This window comes from Ectopseudomonas khazarica, from assembly GCF_004521985.1.
GTDB lineage: Bacteria > Pseudomonadota > Gammaproteobacteria > Pseudomonadales > Pseudomonadaceae > Aquipseudomonas > Aquipseudomonas khazarica.
Genome location: NZ_SBHZ01000001.1, coordinates 231,441 through 257,723, shown reverse-complemented (window position 1 = coordinate 257,723; position 26,283 = coordinate 231,441). Strand labels below are relative to the sequence as shown.

At 64.0% G+C, this 26,283-nt stretch carries 22 protein-coding genes; all 22 read right to left on the bottom strand.

The window, feature by feature from the left end; all coding sequences use genetic code 11:
* Positions 1-67: 67 nt before the first annotated feature.
* The gene (gene fliM, locus EPK82_RS01060; protein WP_037050440.1) at positions 68-1,039 is read right to left on the bottom strand and encodes a flagellar motor switch protein FliM; all 972 of its coding nucleotides are present in this window, start codon (positions 1,037-1,039) and stop codon (positions 68-70) included.
* Between the two features lie 12 nt (positions 1,040-1,051).
* Positions 1,052-1,573, bottom strand: coding sequence for a flagellar basal body-associated protein FliL (gene fliL, locus EPK82_RS01055; RefSeq protein WP_037050438.1), 522 nt, complete (start codon positions 1,571-1,573; stop codon positions 1,052-1,054).
* Positions 1,574-1,874: 301 nt separating this feature from the next.
* Positions 1,875-3,113, bottom strand: a complete 1,239-nt coding sequence (locus EPK82_RS01050; RefSeq protein WP_134675533.1) for a flagellar hook-length control protein FliK — start codon at positions 3,111-3,113, stop codon at positions 1,875-1,877.
* Positions 3,114-3,179: 66 nt separating this feature from the next.
* The gene (locus EPK82_RS01045; RefSeq protein WP_037050433.1) at positions 3,180-3,533 is read right to left on the bottom strand and encodes an Hpt domain-containing protein; all 354 of its coding nucleotides are present in this window, start codon (positions 3,531-3,533) and stop codon (positions 3,180-3,182) included.
* A 30-nt stretch (positions 3,534-3,563) separates the two neighbouring features.
* Positions 3,564-5,252 (bottom strand): ATP-binding SpoIIE family protein phosphatase, encoded by a 1,689-nt coding sequence (locus tag EPK82_RS01040; RefSeq protein WP_037050430.1) that lies wholly within the window; start codon positions 5,250-5,252, stop codon positions 3,564-3,566.
* Positions 5,253-5,254: 2 nt separating this feature from the next.
* Positions 5,255-5,560, bottom strand: coding sequence for an STAS domain-containing protein (locus tag EPK82_RS01035; protein WP_037050427.1), 306 nt, complete (start codon positions 5,558-5,560; stop codon positions 5,255-5,257).
* 84 nt (positions 5,561-5,644) lie between these two features.
* A complete protein-coding gene (gene fliJ / locus EPK82_RS01030; RefSeq protein ID WP_037050425.1) occupies positions 5,645-6,094 on the bottom strand; it encodes a flagellar export protein FliJ in 450 nt (149 codons plus the stop codon).
* Between the two features lie 67 nt (positions 6,095-6,161).
* Positions 6,162-7,508 carry a flagellar protein export ATPase FliI gene (gene fliI / locus EPK82_RS01025; RefSeq protein WP_134675532.1) on the bottom strand — a complete coding sequence of 449 codons (1,347 nt, stop codon included), beginning with the start codon at positions 7,506-7,508 and terminating at the stop codon, positions 6,162-6,164.
* Positions 7,498-8,298, bottom strand: coding sequence for a flagellar assembly protein FliH (gene fliH, locus EPK82_RS01020; RefSeq protein WP_134675531.1), 801 nt, complete (start codon positions 8,296-8,298; stop codon positions 7,498-7,500). The genes fliI and fliH overlap by 11 nt, the downstream gene beginning before the upstream one ends.
* 3 nt (positions 8,299-8,301) lie before the next feature.
* Complete coding sequence (gene fliG / locus EPK82_RS01015) at positions 8,302-9,318, bottom strand: flagellar motor switch protein FliG (protein ID WP_037050420.1); 1,017 nt, start codon at positions 9,316-9,318, stop codon at positions 8,302-8,304.
* Entirely contained in the window at positions 9,311-11,095 is a 1,785-nt protein-coding gene (fliF, locus tag EPK82_RS01010) for a flagellar basal-body MS-ring/collar protein FliF (RefSeq protein ID WP_037050418.1), read from the bottom strand. The genes fliG and fliF overlap by 8 nt, the downstream gene beginning before the upstream one ends.
* A 10-nt stretch (positions 11,096-11,105) precedes the next feature.
* Entirely contained in the window at positions 11,106-11,435 is a 330-nt protein-coding gene (fliE, locus tag EPK82_RS01005) for a flagellar hook-basal body complex protein FliE (RefSeq protein WP_134675530.1), read from the bottom strand.
* A gap of 247 nt (positions 11,436-11,682) precedes the next feature.
* A complete protein-coding gene (gene fleR / locus EPK82_RS01000; RefSeq protein WP_134675529.1) occupies positions 11,683-13,098 on the bottom strand; it encodes a sigma-54-dependent response regulator transcription factor FleR in 1,416 nt (471 codons plus the stop codon).
* Positions 13,099-13,101: 3 nt separating this feature from the next.
* A complete protein-coding gene (locus tag EPK82_RS00995) occupies positions 13,102-14,316 on the bottom strand; it encodes a sensor histidine kinase (RefSeq protein ID WP_037050411.1) in 1,215 nt (404 codons plus the stop codon).
* Positions 14,317-14,494: 178 nt separating this feature from the next.
* Positions 14,495-15,970, bottom strand: coding sequence for a sigma-54 dependent transcriptional regulator (locus EPK82_RS00990; protein WP_037050409.1), 1,476 nt, complete (start codon positions 15,968-15,970; stop codon positions 14,495-14,497).
* Between the two features lie 259 nt (positions 15,971-16,229).
* The gene (locus EPK82_RS00985) at positions 16,230-16,523 is read right to left on the bottom strand and encodes a flagellar protein FliT (protein WP_134675528.1); all 294 of its coding nucleotides are present in this window, start codon (positions 16,521-16,523) and stop codon (positions 16,230-16,232) included.
* A gap of 24 nt (positions 16,524-16,547) precedes the next feature.
* A complete protein-coding gene (gene fliS / locus EPK82_RS00980) occupies positions 16,548-16,928 on the bottom strand; it encodes a flagellar export chaperone FliS (protein ID WP_037050404.1) in 381 nt (126 codons plus the stop codon).
* 72 nt (positions 16,929-17,000) lie between these two features.
* Positions 17,001-17,393 (bottom strand): flagellar export chaperone FliS, encoded by a 393-nt coding sequence (gene fliS, locus EPK82_RS00975; RefSeq protein ID WP_047586157.1) that lies wholly within the window; start codon positions 17,391-17,393, stop codon positions 17,001-17,003.
* A gap of 3 nt (positions 17,394-17,396) precedes the next feature.
* Positions 17,397-18,869: a flagellar filament capping protein FliD gene (gene fliD, locus EPK82_RS00970; RefSeq protein ID WP_134675527.1), complete on the bottom strand. Its 1,473-nt coding sequence runs from the start codon at positions 18,867-18,869 to the stop codon at positions 17,397-17,399.
* Positions 18,870-18,947: 78 nt separating this feature from the next.
* Complete coding sequence (locus tag EPK82_RS00965) at positions 18,948-19,340, bottom strand: flagellar protein FlaG (protein WP_037050398.1); 393 nt, start codon at positions 19,338-19,340, stop codon at positions 18,948-18,950.
* Positions 19,341-19,412: 72 nt separating this feature from the next.
* Entirely contained in the window at positions 19,413-20,897 is a 1,485-nt protein-coding gene (locus EPK82_RS00960) for a flagellin (RefSeq protein ID WP_037050397.1), read from the bottom strand.
* Between the two features lie 245 nt (positions 20,898-21,142).
* Positions 21,143-26,269 (bottom strand): glycosyltransferase, encoded by a 5,127-nt coding sequence (locus tag EPK82_RS00955; protein ID WP_134675526.1) that lies wholly within the window; start codon positions 26,267-26,269, stop codon positions 21,143-21,145.
* Positions 26,270-26,283 lie beyond the last annotated feature (14 nt).

Genomic DNA, 26,283 nt, shown 5'->3' with positions numbered 1-26,283 from the left:
TCTTTCCTCGCCTGGCTTCAGCTATTCGTTCGCATCGGGCCAACCGGCCCACAGGGTTGCCGGCGCTTCAGCGCTGGCGTTCGATCGGGTCCAGCACCTGCAAGGCCAGGTTGCCCTTGTGGGCCCCCAGCTTGACCTTGAAGGTCGGCACGCCATTGGCGCGCATGATCACGTTGTCCGGCAGCTCCACCGGGATCACGTCTCCCGGCTGCATGTGCAGGATGTCGCGCAGCTTCAGCTGACGACGCGCCACCGTCGCGGACAGGGGCACGCTGACATCGAGGATGTCTTCGCGCAGGGCCTTGATCCAGCGCTCGTCCTGATCGTCGACATCGGACTGGAAGCCGGCGTCGAGCATCTCGCGGATCGGCTCGATCATCGAATACGGCATGGTGATGTGCAGGTCGCCGCCACCGCCGTCCAGCTCGATGTGGAAGGTGGAGACCACCACCACCTCACTGGGGCTGACGATATTGGCCAGCGCCGGGTTGACCTCCGAGTTGACGTACTCGAAGTTGATATCCATCACCGCGTGCCAGGCTTCGCGCAGATCGACGAAGGCCTGATCCAGCACCATGCGCACCACGCGCAGTTCGGTCGGGGTGAACTCGCGTCCCTCGATCTTGGCGTGGCGACCGTCGCCGCCGAAGAAGTTGTCCACCAGCTTGAACACCAGCTTGGCATCGAGGATGAACAGCCCGGTGCCACGCAGCGGCTTCATCTTCACCAGGTTGAGGCTGGTCGGCACGTACAGCGAATGCACGTACTCACCGAACTTCATCACCTGCACGCCACCCACGGCGACGTCGGCGGAGCGCCGCAGCAGGTTGAACATGCTGATGCGGGTGTAACGGGCGAAGCGCTCGTTGATCATCTCCAGGGTCGGCATGCGCCCACGGACGATACGGTCCTGACTGGTCAGGTCATACTGCTTGACGCTCGTCGGATCGGCGGAGTCTTCGGTCTCGACCAACCCGTCGTCGACGCCATGCAGCAGCGCATCGATCTCGTCCTGGGAAAGCAGGTCTTGCACGGCCATGTTCGGCTCCCGCTACTGCAACACGAAATTGGTGAACAGCACCTGCTCGACCACAGTGCTGCCGGTTTCCTTCTGGGCCAGCTCCTGTACGCTGGCCAGCGCCTGCTGCAGGAGCATCTCCTTGCCCAGCGGCGTCTGCAACGCGGCGAAATCCTGACCGGCGAGCAGCATCACCAACTGGTTGCGCAGCACCGGCATGTGCACCTTGAGCTTCTCCATCCCGGCAGCGTCGCGCCCCATCAGCGCCATGCTGAGCTGCAGGTAGCGGGTGCGCCCCTGGTAGTTGAAGTTGACGACGAAGGCCGGCATCAGGTCCTGATACAGCGCCGGCTGGTGCCCCGGGGCGGCAGGCGCCTCGGCTTCGCTGGCCGCATGCTCCTCGGACTTGTCGCCCTTGCTGAGAATGAACCAGGTACCGCCAACGGACAGGCCGACAGCCAGCAACAGGCCCACCACGATGAGAATGATGAGTTTGAGCTTGCTCTTGCCGGCGGGTTGTCCCTCGGCCGCAGGTGCCGCTTCTTTCTTAGCCATGCCAATAATCCGTCACTTGTCGGAGTTTTGTCCGCTTTCAAAGGGTTAAGAGCAAGTGTTATGCCAGCATATGAGCAGGCTTGTCTAACTCCGGGCTGCGGATTTAACAGCGCCAGCCTCTTGCTGTCACCTCAAATGCAATCGCCCGGGTTGCCTGAATGGCTACCCGGGCGATTGCAAGTCTAGCGGAGTCACGCCGAACATCGGAGCCGGCGGTTTGTGGCGTGGCGCTCGTTTCGCTCCCGCCAGGCGGCCGCCGCTGCCGCGCAGCGGGCCAGGACCGCAGCGTTTCGGCTACGTATCACGCGTAGTAATCGACGAGCCCCCGACCACTGCTCAGGCGATCGCTGCGGATTTCCTGATGACCGACGGCCTGCCCCTCGTCACCGCCAAACAGGCCATCGCGCGCGCCGGAACCGCCGCGCCCGCCCTCGCCCTGGCCTTGCCCCTGCCAGCCACGGTTCAGCGACTGGTCGGAAACGTTGGCATCGGCCAGGTTCATGCCCTGTTGCGCGAACATCTCGCGCAAGCGATGCATCTGCCCTTCCAGCGCATCACGCACACCGGCGTTGGGGCTGGCGAAGGTGACCTGGGCCTGGTCCTGAGTCATGTGCACCCGCACTTCGAGGCGCCCCAGGTCCGCCGGGTCGAGCTGGATCTCGGCAGACTTGAGGTTCTGGCTGGACAGCCACATGACCCGATCGACCACCGCCTCGCTCCAGCCGGCCTGCTGCATGGCCACCGGCTGGCCGGGTACCAGCGGCAGACGCTGCGCAGCGTTGGTCTGCTGGTTGAGGGCCTGGGTCAGCGCACTGAGCTTGCTGACGAACTGATCCGGACGATTGGGCTGGACGCTGTCCTTCAGGCTGTCCTGGACATCCTTGGCCAGGCTCTCCAGCGGCAGGTCCAGGGTGGACTCGTCAGTCGTCGTGGTCGACTCCTCGCCCTTGCCCATGGCGGCCATGGCGGCGGCGAAATCGGCACTGGCCACGGTCTTGGTGCTCTTGCTGACAGCCTCCTGCACCGGCGTAGGCTTGACCGCCAGTTCCTCCGGCTGCGAATCGAGCAGCGCCAGCGGGTCGAGCCCCTCTTCCTCCGTCACCGGCCCGGCCTCTTCGCCAGCGGCAGCGGCGGCGGCACCGGTTATCACCAGCGCCGCGGGCTCCAGCTCCTCATCGGGGAGCGCGGCCTCCTCGGTTTGCGGCTGCATACCGCCCAGGGCCATCGCCAGCAACGGGTCGAGTTCCTCCTCCCCGGTTTCCTCACTCGGCAAGGAATTGCCGGAGGCGGCAACCTCCGGCTGCTCAGCGGCAGCCGTGGCAGCGTCGGCCTCGGCCGTAGCCGGGCCGTTGCTCTGCTCTTGCTTGGGCTTCTCGGCATTGCCAGCACGCTCGCCAGGCTTGGCCTGGCGCTCCTTGGCATATACCTCGGCAAAGCTGGAAGCACCGTTCTTGCTGGGCTCCGGCGCTTTAGCCGGCTGCTTCGCTTTGCTCTTAACCTCAGGCGTGGCCTGCAGGCGCAGATCGGGCAACGCGGACATGGACGCTCTCCGTCTAATGGGTCGTGACGGTATCAGAGCAAAGGACGGGCCAACTCGTGCAATCGCCTAGACGCGATAACGCTGGCGCTCGGATTTGAGCAGGATGCGGACGATGGCGAACTCGCGCTCGATCTGCTCGATCAAGGCCGGCGCCAGCTCCATCGCCTCGCGCCGCCCGGCGTCTTCGAGCTCCTTGCACAGGCCGGACAGCATCACCGCGCCCATGTTGCTGCAGCTGCCCTTGAAGCTGTGCGCAGCCAGGCGCAGCCCCTGCGGGTCGCCCTGCGCCTCGGCCTCGCGCAGCAGGCGCACGCGCTCCTCGGAGTCAGCCACGAAGGTATCGAGCAACGCCGGATATTCGGCTTCCATAACGTCCTGCAGGGCTGCCAGGACGGCATCGTCGAGATGGATATCGGACAACGGGTCACTCCCTGAACGACAGGACTGGCATTATGCCTCAGCAGACCAGCAAAACTCCACGCTGACGCCCCGGCCATCCGCGCAAAGGCCAAAACCATCACTGAGCTGGCGAACCAGGCCCAGACCGCGCCCACACAGGGCTTCATCACCGGCCGCATCGACCTCGTCCGGGTCGAATCCCGGCCCGCTGTCCTCGACCCGGATGATCAGCCGACCACCGGCCCCTTCGGGCAGCATCTGCAGGTGAAAACGCACGTAGCCATCCTGCAGCGCGCCCAGGCGCAGGCGGCGCTCGCGGTAGTATTCGGCAAAACCGCTGGCATCGCGCTTCAACGAGGAGTCCAGGCCCATCACGCCATGCTCCAGCGCGTTGGAGTAGAGCTCGGCAAGCACGGTGTACAGCTCGCCACCACGCGGCCTCAGCGCCTGCACGTCGAGCAGCAGCTGCAGCAGGTACGGCAAGGGATTGAAATGCCGCAGGCTGTGCGCCCGAAACTCGAAAGTCGCGGACCAGTCCTGCGCACTGCTCAAGCCACTGTCGGCGAACGCCAGCGGCCGGGGGCGCCCGTCATCCTCGGGCATCCCGACCTGAACCATGCTGACGTCGTCCTGCTGCTCGCCACGAAACGCCACCAGCGCCCGCTGGATTTCCTCGAACAACGCCGGTGGCTGGCGGTTGGCGTCCAGCAGCTCGAGCAGGCGCTGCTCGCCGAACAGCTCGCCCTGCTGATCGCAGGCCTCCAGCACGCCGTCGCTGAGCAGGAAGACCCGATCGCCCAGCTCCAGCGGATAGACCTCGCAACGATCGCTGAACGCGGCGGGGTCGAGAATGCCCAGCGGCAGGTGGCGCGATACCAGCGGCTGCCGCGGCCGGCCATCGGCATGCAGCAGGTAGCCGTCGGGCAGGCCGCCGTTCCACACCTCCAGCAGACCGCGCTTGCTGCTGATGTTGAGCATGGTGGCGCAACAGAACACCCCCACCGGCAGGATGCGCTTGAGCTTGGCGTTGATCTCGCGAAGGATCTCGGCGAGCGCATGGCCCTTGGCGGTCATGCCATAGAACACCTCGGCCAGCGGCATCGCACCGATGGCCGCCGGCAATCCGTGGCCGGTGAAATCGCCAAGCATCACGTGCATGCCGCCCGACGGCTTGTAGGCCGCCAGCAGCAGGTCACCGTTGAACAGCGCGTAGGGCGATTGCAGGTAGCGTATGTTCGGCGCGGCCAGGCAGCCGGAGTGCGCCACCTTGTCGAACACCGCCTTGGCCACGTGCTGCTCGCGCAGCAGGTGCTCGTTGTGCCGGGCGATCAGGTCGCGCTGCTGCAACACCGTGTCGTGCAGGCGGCGCAGGCGATCCATGGCGCCGATCTTGGCCTCCAGGATCACCCGGTTGTAGGGCTTGGCGAGAAAATCGTCGCCACCGGCCTCCAGGCAGCGAACCAGCGCCTCGCCCTCGGTCAGCGAGGTGAGAAAGATGATCGGAACCAGCGCCTCGCCGGTCTTCTGCTTGATCCGCCGGGCCGCCTCGAAGCCATCCATCACCGGCATCAGCGCGTCCATCAGCACCAGGTGCGGACGTTCCAGCTCGAACAGGGCGACCGCCTCGAGGCCATTGCTGGCGGTCGTCACGCGATGCCCCTGGCGACTGACGATGGTCGACAGCAGCATGCGATCGGCCGCGTTGTCCTCGGCAATCAGGATCGACAGACGATCAGGCATGCTCAGGTGATCTGGAACAACTGCTCGAAGTTGGAAATAGCGAGGATCTTGCGAACATCGCTACTGCAGTTGAGCAGGCGGATCTCCGCAGCATCGCCACCGGCATGGTCGCGCAGCAGCAGGAGCATGCCCAGCGCCGAGCTGTCCAGGTAGCTGGTGTCGCGCAGGTCGACCTGATAGCGCTTGGGCGTGATGTTGACGCGCTCGTAGGCGTCACGGAATTCCTGGTGGGAGGCGAAGTCGAAGCGTCCTCGAATCACGATGGTCAGCTCTTGCCCGTCCGCGGACGGTTGCGAGGTAATGGCCATGTCTACTCCTTTGTCGAGACTCTGCCAGATAAGGTGGTTCACGTCTCAAGGTGTAGCACCTGCCCGGCGCCGAAACAACTCCGTTCAGGGTTCGCCGCGATCGATCAGGCGCTGCGCCAGCTCATCGAGCAGCTTCTGCTCGCGTCGATCCTCGGCCAGACGCGCCTCATCGATGTAGCGCTGGACCAGCTTGCGCAGCCCTTCCAGCCGCGCGTAGCGCTGCTGCCAGAGCGCCCGAGCCTTCTCCATGTTGGCGCGGTGCCATTCGAGACTCTGCTGCTGCTGCCCGACGGCCGTCTCCAGCTGCGAGAGAAAGCGCTGATAGTTCATCAGCCACTGCCCGGAGACGCCCTTGCTGCCTTCGCTGATCCACTGCTGCTGGTAATCGCCACGAAAGCGCTCCAGCTCGCCCAGCTTGGCTTCGGCCTGGCCGACCAGGCCCCGGCAGTGTCCCAGCTGGCGGGCGGCCTCGCGCTCGGCCTTCTCCGCCATGTCGACCACCGGCTGCAGGCGCTTGGCCCGACTCAGGCTCATGCCGCAGCGCCCCCTGCGGCAGCGTCCAGGCGGCGCAGCGTCGGCTCAGGAACCATGTCTTGCCCCGTCACTGCCCCAGCACACCGGCCAGTTGTTCGCGACTCTGCGCCATGCCGACGCTCTCGCCGAGCCCCTGACGCAGGTACTGGGCCATCTGCGGCTGCCGCGCGATGGCCAGGTCGGTATCGGCGTCGCCACCAGGGACGTAGGCACCGACGCTGATCAGGTCGCGGCTCTGCTGGAAGCGCGACCACAGCTGTTTGAAGCGCTGCGCCTGCTTGAGCTGCTCGGCGGGCACCACCTGCGGCATCACCCGGCTGATGGAGGACTCGATGTCGATGGCCGGATAATGCCCCTCCTCGGCCAGCCGGCGGGACAGGACGAAGTGCCCGTCGAGCACACCGCGCGCCGCATCGGCGATGGGGTCCTGCTGGTCATCGCCTTCGCTCAGCACGGTGTAGAACGCGGTGATCGAACCACCGCCGGCCTCGGCATTGCCGGCACGCTCGACCAGCTTGGGCAGCTTGGCGAACACCGACGGTGGATAGCCCTTGGTCGCGGGCGGCTCGCCGATGGCCAGGGCGATCTCCCGCTGGGCCTGGGCATAGCGGGTCAGCGAATCCATCAGCAGCAGCACGTTCTTGCCCTTGTCGCGAAAGTACTCGGCGATACGCGTGCAGTACTGCGCCGCACGCAGGCGCATCAGCGGCGCATCGTCGGCAGGCGAGGCGACCACGACGGAACGCTTGAGCCCCTCCTCGCCGAGGATTTCGTCGATGAACTCCTTCACCTCGCGCCCACGTTCGCCGATCAGGCCGACGACGATGATCTCGGCTTCGGTGAAGCGGGTCATCATCCCGAGCAACACCGACTTGCCCACGCCGGTACCGGCGAACAGGCCCAGGCGCTGGCCACGCCCGACGGTCAGCAGGCCGTTGATGGTGCGGATGCCGACATCCAGTGGCTGGCTGATGGGGTCACGGTTGAGCGGGTTGATCATGGGGCCATCCATCGGCACCCAGTCCTCGGCTTTCATGCCGCCCTTGCCGTCCAGGGCCCTGCCGGCACCATCGAGCACCCGGCCGAGCATCGACATGCCCATCGGCAGGCGGCCCGCATCCGGCAGCGGCACGACACGTGCGCCCGGCGCGATGCCGGCCAGACTGCCGACCGGCATCAGGTAGATCTTGCCGCCGGAGAAGCCCATGACCTCGGCCTCGACCTGCACCGGGTGGTAGCTGTCATCGTTGATCACCAGGCAGCGGCTGCCGATTGCCGAGCGCAGCCCCTCGGCCTCCAGCGTCAGGCCGACCATGCGCAGCAGGCGGCCTTCGAGGATCGGCTGACTGGGCAGGTTGATGGCGTCGCTGTAGCCCTCCAGGCGCCGCGCGAAGCTCACCCGGTCAAGGCGCATCGGGGTTGTCCAGGTCCAGGTTGATGTCCGCCTCGGGCGGCTGGGTCGCCTGTGCACGCTGTTGCTCGAACAGCTGCTTGAGCGCCTGTGCCATGCGCGTTTCGACGCTGGCGTCGATCTGGCTGTGCTCGGACTCGATGCGGCAGCCGCCAGGCAGCAGGCCATCGTCCTCGAGAATGCGCCAGTCTTCTTCATGGCGCTCGCGCAGGGCCTTGATCGTCTCGAAGTCCTGCGGGTTGATCTGGATACGGATGTTGTCCGCGCCCATTGGCAGCAGCTTGAGCGCCTCGCGCAACACCTGGCGAATCTGGCTGGAATCGGTGTTCAGCTCGCGCTGGATCACCTCGCGCACCATGTGGCTGACCAGGCGCACCAGGGCGACCTCGACCTGCTGGTCCTGCTCGGCGATCGGCTCCAGCAACTGTTGCATGAGTTTCTCGAGGCCGTCGAGCTTGAGCGCCAGGGCGGCGTCGGCCTCCTGCTTGGCCTTGAGCTGGCCGGCATGAAAACCGTCCTTCTCGCCGGTGGCGAACCCTTCGTTGTAGGCGTCCTGGCGGATCGCCTCCACCTCGTCGAGCGTCAGGGGTTTGACATCCTCGAGCGCCACCTCTTCGACCTGCGCCGCCTCGTCCACGTCCGCTTCGGCAGCCGGCGCCGGCTCTTCGACGGCTGGCTCGGCTTCGGCCTGCGCATCTCCGGGCGGGTCGAAACTGGGCAATGCCCAACGGTCGAACGTGCCAAGATCCTTGGCACGAATCAGCTCGCTCTCCGGCTCCTTGGTCACCGACATGGCTTAGACCATTTCCTCGCCGCCCTTGCCGCCGAGCACGATCTCGCCGGCTTCGGCCATACGGCGAGCGATGGTGAGGATTTCCTTCTGCGCCGCTTCGACGTCGCTGACGCGTACCGGCCCCTTGGCCTCCAGGTCGTCGCGCAGCAGTTCCGCGGCGCGCTTGGACATGTTCTTGAAGACCTTTTCCTTGATCGCATCGTCGGCGCCCTTGAGGGCCAGTACCAGCACCTCGGACGACACCTCGCGCATCAGCGCCTGGATGCCGCGGTCGTCGACGTCCGCCAGGTTGTCGAACACGAACATGAGGTCCTCGATCTGCGTCGACAGGTCTTCGTCCACCTCGCGGATCGAGTCCATCAGCTGGCCTTCCACCGAGCTGTCGAGGAAGTTCATGATGTCCGCCGCACGCTTGACCCCGCCCATGGTGGCGCGCGAGGTATTGGCGCTGCCGGAGAACTGCTTCTCGAGAATCTGGTTGAGTTCCTTGAGCGCCGAAGGCTGCACGGTGTTGAGCGAGGACACGCGCAGGATGATGTCCAGGCGCACCTTGTGATCGAAGTGGCTGAGCACTTCGCCGGCCTGGTCCGGGTCGAGGTAGGCGACGACGATGGCCTGGATCTGCGGGTGCTCGTAGCGGATCACGTCCGCCACCGCACGCGGCTCCATCCACTTGAGGCTGTCCAGGCCACTGGTGCTGCCGCCGAGCAGGATGCGGTCGATCAGGTTGCCGGCCTTGTCCTCGCCCAGTGCCGCGGTGAGCATCTTGCGGATGTAGCCGTCGGAACCGACGCCCAGGCTGGTCTGGTCGCCGACGATCTCGACGAACTCGCCCATCACCTGTTCGACCTGCTCGCGGTGGATGTTGCGCATGCCGGCCATGGCCACGCCGACGCGCTGCACTTCCTTGGGCCCGAGATGGCGCAGCACCTGCGCGGCATCGGTCTCACCCAGCGACAGCAGCAGGATCGCGGCCTTGTCGACCTTGGTCAGCTTGGTAGCGGTACGATTGTCACTCATCGGCGTTGATCCACTCTTTCACTACCTGGGCAACGCGGCCCGGATCTTCCGCCACCAGGCTCTTGATGGCGTTCAGTTGTGCATCATACCCCTCACTGGGACTGGGGAGCATTATGCTCTGCGGCCCGCCCAGGCTGACACGGTCGTCGGACAGCTCGCCATCCAGCCCGGCCATCTCGCCCAGTTCCACGTCGCCGCCCTTGCCCTGCTCGCCGCCCTTGCCGCCGCCGGTGATGTTGTTCAGCACCGGGCGCAGCACGCCGAATACCAGGACCAGGATGAACAGTACGCCGAGCACCTGCTTGACGATGTCCCAGAACCAGGGCTGGGTGTAGAACGGGATATCCGGAATCTCTTCGCCGATGGACGCGGTGAACGCGGTGTTGATCACGCTGACGCTGTCCCCGCGGCTGGCATCGAAGCCGACCGAGTCCTGCACGAGACGGGTGAAACGCGCCAGGTCGTCGGCACTCCACGGAACGCGGGTGGTCTCGCCCGTCGCCGGGTCGACACGCACCTGGTCATCCACCACCACCGCGACCGACAGGCGACGCAGGCGCCCCTGCTGCTGCTTGGTGTAGCTGACCGAACGATCCAGCTCGAAATTGCGCGTGGACTGCTCGCGCTTGTCCGCCGGGTAAGGCGCCAGCATCGGCTGGCCGGTGGCCGGATCGGTGATCTGCTGGCCATTGGCATCCACCAGCGGCTGCCCGGCGGCTACCGGCCCGGCAGGTGCAGCGGCGGCAGCGGCCTGCTGCGGCGCGGCAGCCGGACCCGGCGGCTGATTGGACAGTGCGCCCGGCACGCCCTGCGGCGGCAGGCTGCTCTGGCGCTGTTCGTTGACCTGCTGTTCGCTGCGCAGGGCCGGCTGGTCCGGGTTGAACATCTCGGAGGTGGACTCGACCGCACTGAAATCCACGTCGGCAGACACTTCGGCCTTGTAGCGCCCGGTGCCCAGCACCGGCTGCAGGATGTTGTGCACGCGCTGGGTGAACAGCGTTTCCATACGACGGGTGTAGTCGAACTGCTTGCCCGCCATGGTCAGCTCGGACAGCTCCTGCTGGTCGGAGAGCAGATTGCCCTTCTGGTCGACCACGGTGACCTGGCCCTTGTCCAGTTCCGGCACGCTGGTGGCGACCAGGTTGACGATGGCCATGACCTGGCTGGGCTCCAGCGCGCGGCCCGGGTACAGCTCCACCAGAACCGAGGCGGAAGGCTTGCGCTCGTCACGCACGAACACCGAGGCCTTGGGCATGGCCAGGTGCACGCGCGCAGCCTTGACGTTGTTGAGGCTGGCCACGGTGCGCGCCAGTTCGCCCTCGAGGCCACGGCGGTAACGGGTCGCTTCCATGAACTGGCTGGTGCCCAGGCCCTGCTCACGGTCGAGAATCTCGAAGCCGACGCTGGTGTCGGTCGGCGCCACTCCGGCGGCGGCAAGGCGCATGCGCGCACGCGCCAGATCGTCGGCCTTGACCAGCAGTGCGCCGGAGTTGGGTTCGATGGTGTAGTCGATGCCGGACGCCGCCAGCGTGTCGACCACCTGGGTGGCGTCCATCCCGTTCAGGCTGCCGTACAGCGGACGATAGTCCGGCTGCTGCGACCAGAGCACCACGGCAAAGCCGATCGCCACGCTGGCGGCCAGGCCGACCAGCAGGCCGAGCTGGCGCAGCACCGACATTTCCGCGAGGTTTTCCAGGAAGCTAAGACCCAGCAGCGGCTTCTTGGGCTCGCCTGCGTCAGCCTTGGCCGGGACGTTTGCTACTGCTGCTTCAGCCATGAATCAACCCTCAGACCGGCATCTGCATGATGTCTTGATAAGCCTGGACCAGCTTGTTACGCACCTGGGTCATGGCCTGGAAGGATACGCTGGCTTTCTGCGAGGCGATCATCACGTCGGTCAGGTCGACCCCGCTCTGGCCCATCTCGAAAGCGGTAGCCAGCTTGTTGGAAGCCTGCTGGGTTTCGTTGACCTTGCTCACCGCCTGGCCAAGCATTTCCGAGAAGCTCGGCGCCCCGGCCACTGGCTCGCTGACAGCAGGCTTCTGCCGGGCCATAGCCTCGGCCTGCATGGCACGCATTTCCAGCATCAAGCGATTGAATTCAACACCCTGACTCATGACATCCTCCACTGCCCGCTTTTTGACGCTAGCGGTGCTTTGCAGGGGTATCTGCAACAAGGGTGCCAAGAGAGCAGCTTCAAGCAAGAGCAAGAGCAAGAGCAAGAGCAAGAGCGGGCGACGGGGAGGTATGGCCGGCAGGAGCGGATTCATCCGCGAAAAGAGACAGCACCGCGCCCGCCGGAATCGCGAATGAAAGGCTCCTGCACGAGGAGCCAGGCGATGGCGAACGCGGTGGTACCAGGAATCAACTGGCGTAGAGATAGGCCTCGACATCCATGCCGGCATCACGCATCTGCGCCAGCTTGTAACGCAGCGTGCGCGGGCTGATGCCCAGGCGCTCGGCGGCCTCCTTGCGGCGGCCACGTTCGGCACGCAGGGTGTCGATGATGACCTGGAATTCGCGACGCCGCAGGTCTTCCCCCAGCGCGCCACCGTCACCGCTGCCCAGCGCTTCGTCCGCCGGGACCACGGCCGCCGGCGCACTGGGCACCACGGCCAGGCGCGGCGCGGCGCTCTGCACGGACTGGCCGATGGAGGCGTTCAGGCACAGGTCCTGCGCCTGGATCACCCCGCCTTGCTGCAGGATCAGGGCGCGCTGGATGGCGTTGTCCAGTTCCCGCACGTTGCCGGGCCATTGATGCTGTACCAGGCTCTGCGCCGCCGACTCGGAGAGACGCACCGGAGACTGATTCATTTTTTTGACGTGCTTGGCCAGCAACCGCTCGGCGAGCGGCAGGATGTCGGCAGGTCGCTCGCGCAGCGGACGCCAGGCCAGCGGGAACACCGACAGGCGATAGTAGAGATCCTCACGGAAACGCCCGGCCGCCACTTCGCCGGCCAGATCGCGGTTGCTGGTCGCCAGCACGCGAATATCCAGGCTGACGGGCTTGCGCGCCCCGACCCGCTCCACTTCGCGCTCCTGCAGCACGCGCAGCAACTTCGCCTGCAGCCCCAGCGGCATCTCGGAAATCTCGTCGAGCAGGATGGTGCCGCCATCCGCCAGCTCGAACTTGCCTGGCTGGGCCGTGACGGCGCCGGTGAAGGCACCCTTCTCGTGACCGAACAGGGTGGCCTCGAGCATGTTGTCGGGAATCGCCGCGCAGTTGATCGCGATGAACGGGCCATTGCCGCGCGGCGACTGCTGATGGATGTAGCGCGCCAGCACCTCCTTGCCGGTGCCGGACTCGCCGGTGATCATCACCGTCGAATCGCTCTGCGCGACGCGGGCCGCCAGCTCGAGCAACTGCACGCTGGCCGGTTCCAGCGCCACCGGGCCGTCGCGATCGCCGGCCGGCAGCTTGCCCAGCGCATGCTTGGCGACCAGCTCCAGCAGGGTGCGCGGCTCGAAGGGCTTGACCAGGTAATCGGCGGCGCCCTGACGGATCGCATCGACCGCACGTTCCACCGCGCCGAACGCGGTCATCAACAGCACCGGCAGCTGCGGGTGGCGAGTGCGGATCTGCGCCAGCAACTGATGCCCGTCCATCCCCGGCATGTTGACGTCGCTGACCACCAGGCCGAACGGCTCCTCGCTCAGTGCGACCAGCGCCGCTTCGGCGCAATCGACCGCACGATAGTCGTGCCCGCCCAGGCACAGGGTATCGGCCAGGGCTTCGCGCAGGGCGCGATCGTCTTCAACCAGCAGGACTTTGGCAGCCATGGGTTACTCCTGTTTCGAATGAGGTGCCGCGTTGAGCAGCGGCAGGGAAACGATGGCGCAGGTTCCACGACCCGCACGCGATTGCAGCAGCAGCTGGCCCTGGTGGGCACGCGCCACGGCCTTGACCACCGCCAGCCCCAGGCCGGTTCCGGTGGTCTTGGTGGTAAAGAAGGGCTCGCCCAGGCGCGCCAGCGTTTCGCGTGACATGCCCGGGCCGTTGTCGCTGACGCACAGGCGCAGCTGGCCATCACGACGATACAGATGGATCTTCAGACGAGCATCGCGCCCGCCGGCCTGGATGGCGTTGTCGATCAGGTTGAGCACCGTGCCGACCAGGGTGTCGCGATTGCACAGCAGCTCACCCTCGCGGACGTCGCACTGCCAACGGACCGCCATGTCGCCGACATGGGCCTCGGCGGCCGCGCGCAGGGCAGCGAACAGCTCGGCGGGCGACAGACGATCCGGCAGCGGCAACTCACCGCGGGCGAAGATCAGCATGTCGCGCACCTGGTTCTCCAGCTCGTGCAGACGCTCCTTGAGACGCCCGGCGAAGCGCTGCTGCTGCTCGGCGGGCAGGACCTGCTCGTTCAGGTGACTGGCATACAGCAGCGCCGCGGACAGCGGCGTGCGAATCTGATGCGCCAGCGAGGCCACCATGCGCCCCAGCGCGGAGAGTCGCTCGTGACGGGAAAGCTGATCCTGCAGGCGACGGGTTTCCGTCAGGTCGGTCAGCAGCACCAACTGACCGGGCTCGCCGTGCAACGACCGCGTGGCGATCGACAGGCGTCGGCCATCGCGCATGGAAATCTCGTGGCCATCGTCTTCACGCGGGGCGAAGTTGCGCGCGATCACCTGGCGCCAGAGCATGCCGACCAGGGGCTGTCCCAGCAGTGCCCGGGCCACGGGGTTGGCCTCGCGCACCACGCCCTGCCCATCGATCACGATCACGCCACCCGGCAGCAGATCGAGCAGGCTCTGCAGGCGATGCGCCAGGCGCTCTTTCTCCGCCAGTTCCTGCATGCGCTGGGCGCTGACCAATGCCAGCTGGCCCTTGAGCTCGTTGACCCGCGCCTCGAGCAGGCTGTACGACTCGCTGAGCTGGCTGGACATCTGGTTGAACAGGGCAAAGGCCTGTTCCAGACCGGCACGACTGGCCTGCTCGAGCGGCGCCGACAGGCTGGGCTCGGTGGATTCGGTGGGACGGCGGTTGGCTTCCATCTGCTTCTCTCGCATGACGCACCGTCAGAAGACGGTCAGATGCAGGAGACCTAGCAATCCCTGTGCCTATTTTTTTGTTCTTATTTTTCAATAACTTGAAAAATAAAGCCGGGTGCTGTGTCAAAGCCCCGGCTTTATTGGATGAAACGCCTGCATCAATGGACGTATCGATGACGCCTCAGTCGTCGTCCTGACCTTCCTCTTCACGACGACTCATGCCGTACTTGCGCATCTTCTCCACCAGCGTGGTACGACGAATGCGCAGGCGCTCGGCCGCCCGCGCGACGACGCCGCCGGCATCATCCAGCGCCTGCTGGATCAACCCCTGCTCGAGGTTGCCGAGGTAGTCCTTCAGGTCCAGGCCCTCGGGCGGCAGCATGGCCGGCGTGTCGAGCCCCGGCAACCCGGCCATGATCGCGGCGCGCTCTTCCATTTCATCGCGCAGGGTGGCGGCCAGTTGCTCGTCCTCGTCATCCACGTGACGGAACTTCTTCGGCAGCTCGCCAACGCCGATCACGCCATAGGGATGCATGATCGCCATGCGCTCGACCAGGTTGGCCAGCTCGCGCACGTTGCCCGCCCAGTCATGGCGACACAGCGACATGATGGCCGCCGAGTTGAAGCGGATCGAGCCACGCTTCTCGTGCTCCATGCGCGAGATCAGCTCGTTCATCAGCAGCGGGATGTCTTCGATGCGCTCGCGCAGCGGTGCCATCTCGATGGGGAAGACGTTGAGGCGGTAGTACAGATCCTCACGGAAACTGCCATCCTCGATCATCTTCTCCAGGTTCTTATGCGTGGCCGCGATGATGCGCACATCGGCAGTCTGGGTCTTGTTGCTGCCCACACGCTCGAAGGTGCGCTCCTGCAGCACACGCAGCAGCTTGACCTGCATCGGCAGCGGCATGTCGCCGATCTCGTCGAGGAACAGGGTACCGCCGTTGGCCAGCTCGAAGCGCCCTGCCCGGCTGGTGATGGCGCCGGTGAACGCCCCCTTCTCATGACCGAACAGCTCGCTCTCCAGCAACTCGGCCGGAATGGCCCCGCAGTTGACCGGCACGAAAGGAGCCTCACGGCGCTTGGAGTGGTAGTGCAGGTTGCGCGCCACCACCTCCTTGCCGGTACCCGATTCGCCCAGAATCAGCACGCTCGCTTCGGTATCGGCGACCTGCTGCATCATCTGCCGCACCTGCTGAATGGCGCGACTGGTGCCGACCAGGCTGCGGAACAGGTTGGGCTCGCGCTGACGCCCGCGATCACGGGCCTGATCGTACATTTCCCGGTAGACCTGGGCGCGATGCAGAGAGTCGAGCAGCTTGTTGTAGCTCAACGGGGTTTCCAGGCTGGCCAGCACGCGCCTGCGCAGGTCCTCCGGCCACTCGCCGATCGACGATTCCCCGACCGTCAGCAACGGCAGGAACTCGTCCCAGCCGACGATCTGCTTGGTCAGCTCGAGCGCGCCGCCCTTGGCCTCGACGTCACCCAGCAACACGCTGAGCACCTCACGGCTGGAGTCGAGGTCCGCAACGGCGCTGCGCCAATCCAGGCTCGTACAGGCCAGGTGCTCTTCACCGAGGAAATTCAGGATGATCGCCAACTCATGACGACGCGCAGCGTTGTCATCGATCAACAGGATTTTGGTTTCACGCCACATCTTGTGTTTGTCTGACCCGAAGAGTGTAGGGAACGACGCGCCAGATGCCCGGCGCGATCCGGCAATTGGCCACTAGTAAAGTCAAAAAATTGAAGCCAGTCAATTTTATGACGTAACTTTTTTCACTCGCGCCTGGCTCTAGCTAAGCACTTGCCGGCGAAGCCGGGTAGTGGCAACCGATGAAACAGAGAGAGGCAGGAAAAGCGGAAAGAGGCAAACCGAGTCGAACCTGCTGGTTAAACTCGGTAACACCGGGAAATCAACCGAAAAGCTGATAGACCTTGGCGCCCTGGTGGGACTGATTGAGCTGCACCAGCTCACCCGCGAGACGGCGCTGCTCCGCCTGACAGACGGCAACCAGCTCACGGTACAGGCCGAGCAGGTTTTCCATGCTGACACGCAGCTCCTCTTCGTCGCGGCTGTCGATCATCGCCGCATCGACCGCCATGCGGCATTGCAGGTCAAGCTCGCCGATGGCAGCCCAGTCCTGCTTGGCCAGGGCGTCACGCATGGCCGAGCCGGTCGCCTGCAAACGCTGAACGGATGAACTCATTCGCTTCTCCTCCGATGCCGGCCACTACTGGGCGATGGCATCCCAACCCTGTTTGACGTTGCGCAGCAATCCCGACACCTCTTCGAGGAGCTCGGGCTCATTGCTGACGTTGGCCTCGGTCAAACGGGAAATCATGTACTCGTACAGGTTGTCGAGATTACCCGCCAGCTCGCCACCCTGTTGATGATCGAGACTTTCGCGCAGCCCCGAGATGATGGCAATGCTCTTGCCGATCAGCTCGCCCTTCAGGGAGGTCTGGCCACGCTCCATGGCGCCGCGCGCCTGGGCAATACGAGACAGGCCACCTTCCATCAACATCTGGATCAGACGATGAGGGCTGGCTTCCGCAGCCTGGGCCTGGTTGTTGACGGTCTGATACTGCCTGAGGGCCGCCATTGCGTTCATAGTTGCTCTCGCTCTACCGATGGGCTGATACCTAAGGTATCGGCGCTGGCGAGAAAAGCTTTAGCCGCAATCTCAACTTGCCGGGGCGGGCTCGACTTCCGGGCCGATGGCATCCCAGGCACCCTTGATGTCACCCAGCAGTGCCTGAACTTCATCGAGGGTACGCGGCGTGTCATCCAGGGCGACACCTGCCAGACGGCGCGTCATGTAGTCATAGAGCGCATCCAGGTTCTCGGCGATTTCCCCGCCCAGCTCCTTGTCGAGCGCAGCCTGCAGCACGCCCAGGATGGTGATGGTGCTGCCCACGGCCATCCCGCGGATCTCGGTATCGCCTTCGGCCAGGGCCTGCTTGGCCAGCATCACGCGCTGCAGCGCACCTTCGAGCAACAGCTGCACCGTGCGGTAAGGTGATACCTCCTGGCTGGTCTTGACCTGCTTGTAGGCATCAATCGGATTCTTGCTCATCGTTTAGCTGTCCTTCTTCACGAAACCAGGCAGGTTGGCCAGCATGCTGCCCAGGCTTTCACTGGTTCGCGAGAGCTGCCCCACCAGGGAATCCATGGCGTTGTATTGAGCGTAGAGGCGCGTTTGCAGGCTCTCCACACGCTTGTCCAGCGACTCGCGCTGCTTGTCGATGTTCTGCAAGGTGCCACGCAGGGCGCTGTCACGCTGCTTCAGTACGCCATCGGTCGCCACATAGCCCGAAACGAAGCCCGACAGGCGCCCCATCAGACCGTCTTCGCCCGTGAGATAGCTGCCGACCTGGTCGAAATTGCTGTCGAGCGCGGTCGTCAGCAGGGTGTCGTCGATAGACAGCTTGCCATCTTCGTCGGTGGTGATGCCGAGACTGGCCAGCGCCTTGACGCTGTCCTCGCTGCCACCGGTCATCTTCACGATTTCGTTGCGCAGCCCGGACATCACGCTACGCACCGTGGAGTCCCCCACCAGCGGCCCTGCCACCGGATCGGAGCCCTCTACCTCGACGACTGCGGTCAACTGCGCAGACGACGAAATCAGGGCGTTGTAGGCGTCGACGAATTTCTGCAGGTTGCTTTTGACACTGGCCTTGTCGACCCCCACCGTGAGGCTGATGGTCTTGCCATCGGTCAGGTCGGTAGCGCTCTGGGCCGAAACCAGATCGATCGTCACGCCCTCGAGCGCATCCTCGATCTTGTTGCTGTTGCGCACCAGTTGCAGACCGTCGATGGTCAGTTTGGCGGACTTGGCCTGAGTGATCACACCACCTGCACCGGTATCGGAACTGGGCTTGAGAAACGCATCGGCGTTTCCGGGATCGACCGTCGGCGTAAAGGCCTGGCTGGTCAGCGCGTTACTGCCGGTGGTAACACCATCCTCGGTGACCGCCACCTGGATATCGTTGCCCGCGCCGGTCTTGGTCGAGCTGAGTACCAGGCGCGAGCCCGAGTCATCGGTGATGATGGCCGCGCTGATGCCGCTAGTCTTGCCGGCCTCGTTGATGGCATCGCGCATACCGGCCAAGGTGTTGTTGGCCTCGGTAATGTCGACGCTGATACTGCTGGTGCCCGCCGAGATCTCCAGCGTGCCGCTATTGAACGTGGCCGGCGTGCTGCCGGACGCAGACACTGACTGCAGCGCGACCTTGCTGCTGGCCGCCAGCTGCTGGACCTGAACACTGTAGGTGCCCGCCGAGGCAGTAGTGGTGGCGGTTGCCTTGAGCACACTGCTGCTCGACGAACTGGCCGTGCGCGACTCGAACAAGGCAGGTTTGTTGAGCGCATCGATCGCCGTCTTGAACGTGTTCAGCGCCCCGGTGAGCGTGCCCAATGCCGAGATGCGCGTGGTGGTCTGCTTCTCGAGAAGGTCAAGCTGGTTGGTTTTCGGTGCTTTTTCGGCATTGACCAGAGTCTTGACGATTGAGTCGATGTCAATCCCCGAACCGAGCCCAGTGATACCTACCATGATCCTGTACCTCGTCAAAAATTCGACTGCATCCTATCGATAAGGGAATACAGTCAAAACTCATGCCAAGACGTGACGCTATGCCTCGGCCTTGAATAACAGACTGCGCACCTCCGACAGATTCTCTGCCAGCTTGAGCGCTTCCTCGGACGGAATCTGCCGGATGACATCACCGGACCCGGAATCCGTCACCTTGACCACGACTCGTCCGGAACCATCGTCCACCGCGAAGTTGATATTGCGACGGACCGACTGGACGAATTCCTGAATGGTCGCCACCGCGTCCTCGACCTGCTCACGACTGACATCCTGAGCGGGTGGTACGGGGCGAGCGGTTGACTGTTCGTCAGTCACGCTAGCCGCAGCGACACCGGCGAGACCCTGTTTCGGGCGTGAATCAGCAGCGTTGGAGACGCCACCATCGCGGACAACCGTGGAGCTGACCTGAGGCTTGATTGAGCTGACGTCCATAAATTTCTCCTCACAATGAGGTAACGGGGGAAAGAGCCTGGCCCTTCCCCCCGTAGTCTAGCGCCTTTGGCCTTAACCCAGCAGGCTGAGTACTGCCTGCGGCAACTGGTTGGCCTGAGCCAGGATTGCGGTACCGGCCTGCTGCAGGATCTGATTCTTGGTCAGTTCCGAAGTTTCGGCAGCGAAGTCGGTGTCACGAATCCGGCTACGAGCAGCGGAGGAGTTCTCAGCGATGTTCTGCAGGTTCGAGATGGTGTTCTCGAAGCGGTTCTGCACGGCACCGAGCTGAGCACGCTGGCTGTCGATGTTGGAGATCGCACCGTTGATGATACCCAGTGCATCCTGAGCCCCCGTCGCGGTACTGATATCGATCGTGTTCACCGCATCGAGCTCACTGAAGCCGTCGGTACCCAGACCACCGGTCAGACCGCTAACCTGGAAGGCGTCGGCTGCTTCCAGCTGCACCTGGCCATCAGCCCGCGCACCGCCGCCAACAGCGATGGTAGCTGCAGTGCCGACGGTAGTCTCGCCGTCGAAGCTCTTGGCCTGCAGAGTCGCACCACCGGAGCCCGCGTAGTTGGAGACCTGGATCGCATCACCGCGAGAGCTGACCAGTTCGATGGTGTCGCCCTTGGATACAGCCGAGATACCAGTTTTGCCGGTTTCACGGTTGATCGCATCTGCCAGGGAAGACAGGTCGGTCAGGTCAGTCACCACTGCCGAGATGCTGACAGCATCGGTGGACAGCGACTTGCTGGTCAGGCCGGTGAGGTCGAAGGACACAGTACCCGAAACGGTGATACCACCCAGCTCGGCAACGGTACGTGCGTTGGCGGTCACGCCGGTTTCATCGCTCTTCGCGTTGACAGCGCGAGCCACTTCGCTGGCGGCACCGCTGGCCGCGCCCGAGATGGCGACGTTGCCGTCGGACAGCTTGGAGTTGATGTTGAACGAGGAGCTGCCGTAGGCGCTGCCCGAGGTGGCGCTGAACGCGGCACCGGAAGCGATGGCCTGAGCGGCACCACCGTCGGTGGTGAAGCGGTTGATACCGATGCGATCGGTAGCGGCCGAGCCGATGGAAACGCTGATGGTTTCGTAGGCATTGGCACCGACCTGGAAGCTCTGCGAACCGAAGCTGCCGTCGAGGATCTTGCGACCACCGAAGCTGGTGGTGTCGGCGATACGGTTCAGTTCCTGTTGCAGCTGGGCGACTTCGCCCTGCAGTGCAGCACGTTCGGTAGCGCCGTTGGAGCCGTTGGCGGATTGCAGCGCCAGGTCACGCATACGCTGCAGGATGCCGGTGGACTGCTGCAGAGCACCTTCAGCGGTCTGCGCCAGGGAGATACCGTCGTTGGCGTTACGGGTCGCGACGCCCAGGCCGGTGATCTGGCTGGTCAGGCGGTTGGCGATCTGCAGGCCGGCAGCGTCGTCTTTGGCGCTGTTGATGCGATAGCCGGTGGACAGGCGCTGGAGGGAAGTATCCAGGCCTTTGGACGAGCTGTTCAGGTTACGTTGAGTGTTGAGGGACGCAACGTTGGTGTTGACTGTAAGGGCCATGGTATTGCCTCCAGATGACCGTAGAACCGTTTGTCTGAGCTTGCGAGCTCGGGCCTGCATGCTCAGACGCCCAGAGAGTTCGCATTCGATCTCTTTATCGGCGCTTGCCTAAGGAGCTTTAGAGACAATTTTCAGCTTTTTTTTATTCTTTCTACTCAGTCACTTAACCGATCCTTGATAGCCAAAGGCCGGCTTTGACTGAAAACCGTCGGACCAAGCGAGGGGTCCGACGGCCCATTTGCGCATCAATCAGGCGTCCAGGCCTGGCGCCAACGCTGCAGATTCTCTCCATCTAGCATCCAGTCGCGGTAGACCGCGTCACGCAAACGATCCCCCGCAACCGCTGCCGCATCGAGATCGTTGATGTGCATGCGGATGGCGTCGACCCAGTCACGGAAGCGATTCTTCACCCGGGTCACCGGCAGGTCGCCGCGGTAGCACACCAGGTCGCTGCACACCACCGGGAAACCACAGGCGCCATATTCGAGGAGACGCAGATTGCTCTTGCACTCGTTGAACAGGTTCTGCTCCACGGGCGCCAGGGCCAGGTCCAGATCCAGACCAGCCAGAGCAGCCGGGTAAGACTCGATATCGACACCCGCGTGGATTTCATTAACGAACGGCCGGATCACGTCCGGGCACATGCCCATGAACACCCACTCGACCTCGCCCGCCAGTTCGCGCACGACATCGACGATCAGGTCCAGGTCACCGGTATGGCTGACCCCGCCCGCCCAGCCGACACGCGGCTTGCGTCCACGCCGGCGCTGGCTCTCCAAGCCCTTCCACCATTTCACCGGCAGACGATTCTCGATCACCCGGATATCGCCATGCAGCCCGGCGAATGCATCGGCCAGCGGCGCCGTGGAGACCACGAAGCGATCGACGAACTCCAGCCCGCGACGCAGCGACTTGAGGATGTCACGCGGCATGTGCGCGCGGTGCACGCTCTTTAGTGGCAGGTTGGGCAGGTAGTCGTCCAGCTCGTAGATCTTGAATGCACGCGAGAACCGCTGGATGCGACGCATGGCCTCCAGACGCTCGTCGCCGATCTGCCGCTGCAGCACCACGACGTCGGGGTCGTAGCGTTCGAAGTCGGTCACCGAGAGCAGCCCCATGGACAGGGTGCCATCGGCCAGACCTTGCGCCTTGAGCGCCGCCAAGGGCTGGATCACCCGGTAGTGGCCACACCCCCAGGGATCGGCCGGATGCGCCAGCACCACGGGCGAGGGCCGCCAGCTCAAGGGGCGCCAGGTGAGCGACACGTCGCTCTCCAGATCGAAACCACGCCCGCTCAACGCCAGGTTGCGGTTGTAGGCCGGATCGTTAGCCAGCTGCGGCAGGTAACGCTCGTACAGCTGATCCTCCGCAGCGGCGCCTGCTCGCACCTGTTCGGCCTCATGCAGCACGATCGCATTCGCGGCCCACACCGTCAGGTAGCCTGCCGCGCGAACCCGCAGGCACAGGTCCACATCGCGGAAGGCGGCCAGCTGTGCATCGAGGCCACCCAGCTGCTGGAAGAGCTCCGCGCGAACCATCAGGCAGGCTTCGCCAACGGCGCTGTAGTTCTGATCGACCTGGAGACGATGCAGGTATCCCGCAGCCTCCATGGACTCGCCCGCGAAGGCAGGCGTTGCCGGACCATTGAGCCCGAGCAGCAGGCCGGCCTGGGCGATACGCCCGCCAGGCGTCAGCAACTTGCCGCCCACCACTCCGACTTCGGGACGCTGGGCATGGTTGAGCAATTCGTCGAGCCAATCGGCGTTGACGATGGCGGCGTCACCGCAAAGCAGCAACAGGTACTCTCCCCTCGCCTGCTCCGCCGCCCGATTCTGCGCCAACCCGCTGCCTCCTGCGATCACCCGGACCTTGTCATCGCCAAGCGCCGCCACTTCACTCAGCCAGGCACTGACATCCGGGTGGCTGCCGGCATCGGCCAGCAGCACTTCGTAGCGAGCGTAAGCGGTCTTCTCCAGCAGGCTCTCGATACAACGCTGCAGGGCGGCCAGCGGCACGTCCGTGCCGAGGATGATAGACACCAGCGGCGTGGCCGCATGGCCGTAGTGAACCCGATAGCGACCCGGCAGGCCCGGCAGTACCTTGGCCTCATATCCGCGATTGCCCAGATGGCGCTCGATCACCCTGCGCTCGTCCGGGTTGTCACGCAGCGCCGGGGCATGAGCGATCAGCAACGGCTCATCGATATGGCCCAGCCCGGCCAGGCCCTCCTGCTCGATGAGCCGGGTCAGCAACTCGAACTCGAAGGCCTCAGGGAACGCCAAGTCGAAGCCGCCACAGGCCAGGAACAGATCGCGGCGATACAACCAGTGGCGCGCCATCACCATGGGGAAGCTGAGCAGCAGATCGAGATTGAACCCCGGCAGGAAAGCCCCGCCCAGGCTACCGTCCGGCAGGCGCTGCAACTGGTCGCCGTAAACCGCACGGCAGTCCGCATTGCGGGCCAGTTCCAGCCCCGCCACCATCAACCCGCTCTGGGTGAACTCGTCGCCCGCGCTCGCCAGCATGAACCACTGGCAGTCACTCGCCTCGACCGCGCGATTGACCTGCGCAGCCAGGGGCTCGTCGGTCATGCGCAGGAAATGCAGCTTGTCCGTCGCCGAGGTGGCCGGCACGTCCGCTGGGGTGATCACCAGAATGCGCAACGTCGCATACAGGCAGTGCTCGCCGATCAGGCTCTTGAGCGTCACCATCAACGCTTCGGACTGCCCCTGCGCATCGACCACCACCACACCGATCAGCGGCCCGCCCTGATGATGCTGCAGGTACTCGCCGATCTGGCGGTTCTCGCTGACCGTTGGCAGGCGTTCGGCCAGCCACTGAGCCAGGTCGCTCCTGACCGGTTCGCCGAGGCTGCGCAGCATCTTCTCGCGATCACGCTGCAAGCCGTCACTGGAGGAGCCGACATAACGCCCATAGAGTTCTCGGTAGAGTGCCGGGAAGTTCTTGCGCTCACGTCCCAGCATGTGGTCGCCACCGGCGCCAGGCGCCCGTGTATGCACTTCACTGGTAACGGTGGGGACATGCACGAACGGGTAGCGCGTGGCCAGGCGCAGCAGCATGTCCCAGTCTTCGAATGCGGCGAGATCGGTGTCGAACTCACCGACCGTGGCGAGCATCTCGCGCGGATGCGCCCAGGTGTTCACCGGGATGTAGTTCTGCACGAACAGCCGGTCGCGGTCGAACGTCTCGTGCTTGAACGGCTGGCCGCGCTCCAGCTCGATGCGCTGCCCGTCCTCCAGCTTCTCGTTGACGTACTCGACCCCGGTATAGATGACGCTCCCCGGATGCTGCTCGAAGGCCTCGGCCAGCACGGCCAGGTGGTTGGGCAGGTAGATGTCGTCGTCGTCGAGATAGACGATGTAACGCCCACGCGCCAGCGCAAGCCCCGCGTTGCGTGCCGCCGACAGCCCCTGGTTGCGCCCCTGGCGGATATAGGTGACAGGAAAGTCGCAGGCCGCCAGCAACTGCTCGACCGGCTCGCCATTGTCGTTGACCAGGATGACTTCGAAATCGCGCAGCGTCTGGCTGCCGACGCTGGCCAGGGCATCCTTGAGCAGATCGGCGCGGTTGTAGGTGGTGAGGATGATGGAGAACAGCGGTGCGTATGCCGTCCCAGCTAGTTGCTCCAACTCGGAAAGAGCTTGAACACTCACATTCCCCAACGCACTTGCCTTGTAGGCGACACGTAGTGCTGTCGAGTGCTCCCCCAGTGCCCGCAGGATTTGTGAAATCCGCCAGCACGCCTGCGCCTGGTCATCCGCAGCTGCCCCCAGATCAGGGAACAACCGGTTTACCGGGTAGCGGGCAAAGGCATCCAGGACGACCTTGGCCTCGAAGGCCTTGGTCTTGGCACTGGACAAGCTCTCATCGTGCTGACGCCAATGGCAGAGAATTGCATCAACCTTCTTGAACTGGGCAGCATCCGCTAGACGAGTCCAAATCTGATAGTCATGACAGCGCGTGAAAGCGAGGTCGTAGCCGCCATAGGTTTCATAAAGCGAGCGACGCACAGCGGTACCCGGATTGGGCAGGCAGTTGCCTTGAATCAGCAAAGGCAGTAACGACTGCCCCTGGTAATCGGGGTAGTGGGTACGCAGCGTTTTTTCGTTGCTGGATTGATCGTCGAAGATTTCCAGATCGCCATAGAACACATCCGCATCAGGGTTTGCCGCGATGCTACGACGGATTGCGCTGAGCGCCCCCTTGGCCTGCCTATCGTCACTATCGATCCATACCACGAACTGCCCGCGGGCTGCGGAAAGCCCGCAGTTACGCGCCGAAGCACCTCCACCGTGGTCGTTATGCAGCAGTCGGATTTTCGGATCCGAAATCGAGCAGATAACCTCAAGGGATCGATCGGTCGAGCCATCGTCAACCACGATCAGTTCGAAATCCCCGTCGTCCTGCAACAGTACCGAGTCGATCGCTTCGCGCACATAACGCTCGCGGTTGTAGACAGGCATGATCACGCTGAAGAATGGAGGAGGTGTTTCAGCCTGCGGGGCGGCTGCCGGCGCTACTTTCGCAGGGGTGAAGATGGAAAAGCGATTGTTCAGCCAGGTCAAGGTTTCCGTGATCAACTCCGGCTTGGCTGCCGGTGCGATATCACGATGGGAGCAAATGCTCTCGGTAAAGAAAGCTGCCAACTCCTCGTATTGGGGGGCAACCCGCTTGCCAGTGATGCGCTCCATCATGGTGGACGTGCGCTTGCTGATCTCCCGTCGGATATAAAGAGGGCGTTCTATGCGAGCGAAAGGCCCGTGAGCCGCAAGGTGGCAAAGGAAAACCAGATCCGCACTGACGATGGGCCGAAATGGCAAGTCGACGAACTTGCGCCGGATAATCTGATTAATGGCCTCGCAGCGATCCAGCGCATTCAGCATTTTGATAAAGCGCGCGTGCGGAGTCAGCGGTTCCTGAAATACATAGTTGCCGCCATTGGTGTTCCCAAGCACCTGATTGTGCTCGTTGATCCACTGGGTCTGACTGTATACGAGGCTGAGGCTCGGATCAGCATCCATCCGCGCACACGCCTCTTGGAGGAACTCGGGGTGCAGCATGTCGTGACCGCCGAGCCACATGAAGAGCTCTGACTCCGAGTGGTCAAAGCAGTACTTGAAGTTTGCGGTGGCGCCCAGGTTGCTCTCATGGCGAGCATAGTGAAAGCGGGCATCGCGAGCGCAGAAGTCGCGACAGATGCGCTCCGTCTCATCCGTGGACGCGTTATCGGCAATCAGAACCTGAAAGTCCGAGTAGGTTTGTGCCGCCACGGATTCCAGGGTCTGCAGGATGTAAGGCCCTTCGTTGTAGACCGGCACCGTAACGACGATTTTGTGTTCCAGCTTTGACATGGGCTTCCCCGCAA

Excerpts from the sequence above, each read along its gene's own strand:
- EPK82_RS01040 (WP_037050430.1), bottom strand. The coding sequence starts at position 5,252 with ATGCCTGATCGTCTGTCGATCCTGATTGCCGAGGACAACGCGGCCGAT.
- fliI (WP_134675532.1), bottom strand. The coding sequence starts at position 7,508 with ATGCGCCTTGACCGGGTGAGCTTCGCGCGGCGCCTGGAGGGCTACAGC.
- fliJ (WP_037050425.1), bottom strand. The coding sequence starts at position 6,094 with ATGAGCCTGAGTCGGGCCAAGCGCCTGCAGCCGGTGGTCGACATGGCG.
- EPK82_RS00955 (WP_134675526.1), bottom strand. The coding sequence starts at position 26,269 with ATGTCAAAGCTGGAACACAAAATCGTCGTTACGGTGCCGGTCTACAAC.
- EPK82_RS01050 (WP_134675533.1), bottom strand. The coding sequence starts at position 3,113 with ATGTCCGCGTTGCCCGATCTGCGCCTGCAGGCCACGCCTGAGGTTAAG.
- fliE (WP_134675530.1), bottom strand. The coding sequence starts at position 11,435 with ATGAGTCAGGGTGTTGAATTCAATCGCTTGATGCTGGAAATGCGTGCC.
- EPK82_RS00990 (WP_037050409.1), bottom strand. The coding sequence starts at position 15,970 with ATGTGGCGTGAAACCAAAATCCTGTTGATCGATGACAACGCTGCGCGT.
- fliH (WP_134675531.1), bottom strand. The coding sequence starts at position 8,298 with ATGTCGGTGACCAAGGAGCCGGAGAGCGAGCTGATTCGTGCCAAGGAT.
- fliD (WP_134675527.1), bottom strand. The coding sequence starts at position 18,869 with ATGGTAGGTATCACTGGGCTCGGTTCGGGGATTGACATCGACTCAATC.
- fliL (WP_037050438.1), bottom strand. The coding sequence starts at position 1,573 with ATGGCTAAGAAAGAAGCGGCACCTGCGGCCGAGGGACAACCCGCCGGC.
- fliG (WP_037050420.1), bottom strand. The coding sequence starts at position 9,318 with ATGAGTGACAATCGTACCGCTACCAAGCTGACCAAGGTCGACAAGGCC.
- fliF (WP_037050418.1), bottom strand. The coding sequence starts at position 11,095 with ATGGCTGAAGCAGCAGTAGCAAACGTCCCGGCCAAGGCTGACGCAGGC.
- EPK82_RS00965 (WP_037050398.1), bottom strand. The coding sequence starts at position 19,340 with ATGGACGTCAGCTCAATCAAGCCTCAGGTCAGCTCCACGGTTGTCCGC.
- EPK82_RS00985 (WP_134675528.1), bottom strand. The coding sequence starts at position 16,523 with ATGAGTTCATCCGTTCAGCGTTTGCAGGCGACCGGCTCGGCCATGCGT.
- fliS (WP_037050404.1), bottom strand. The coding sequence starts at position 16,928 with ATGAACGCAATGGCGGCCCTCAGGCAGTATCAGACCGTCAACAACCAG.
- EPK82_RS00995 (WP_037050411.1), bottom strand. The coding sequence starts at position 14,316 with ATGGAAGCCAACCGCCGTCCCACCGAATCCACCGAGCCCAGCCTGTCG.
- fliS (WP_047586157.1), bottom strand. The coding sequence starts at position 17,393 with ATGAGCAAGAATCCGATTGATGCCTACAAGCAGGTCAAGACCAGCCAG.
- EPK82_RS01035 (WP_037050427.1), bottom strand. The coding sequence starts at position 5,560 with ATGGCCATTACCTCGCAACCGTCCGCGGACGGGCAAGAGCTGACCATC.
- fleR (WP_134675529.1), bottom strand. The coding sequence starts at position 13,098 with ATGGCTGCCAAAGTCCTGCTGGTTGAAGACGATCGCGCCCTGCGCGAA.
- fliM (WP_037050440.1), bottom strand. The coding sequence starts at position 1,039 with ATGGCCGTGCAAGACCTGCTTTCCCAGGACGAGATCGATGCGCTGCTG.
- EPK82_RS00960 (WP_037050397.1), bottom strand. The coding sequence starts at position 20,897 with ATGGCCCTTACAGTCAACACCAACGTTGCGTCCCTCAACACTCAACGT.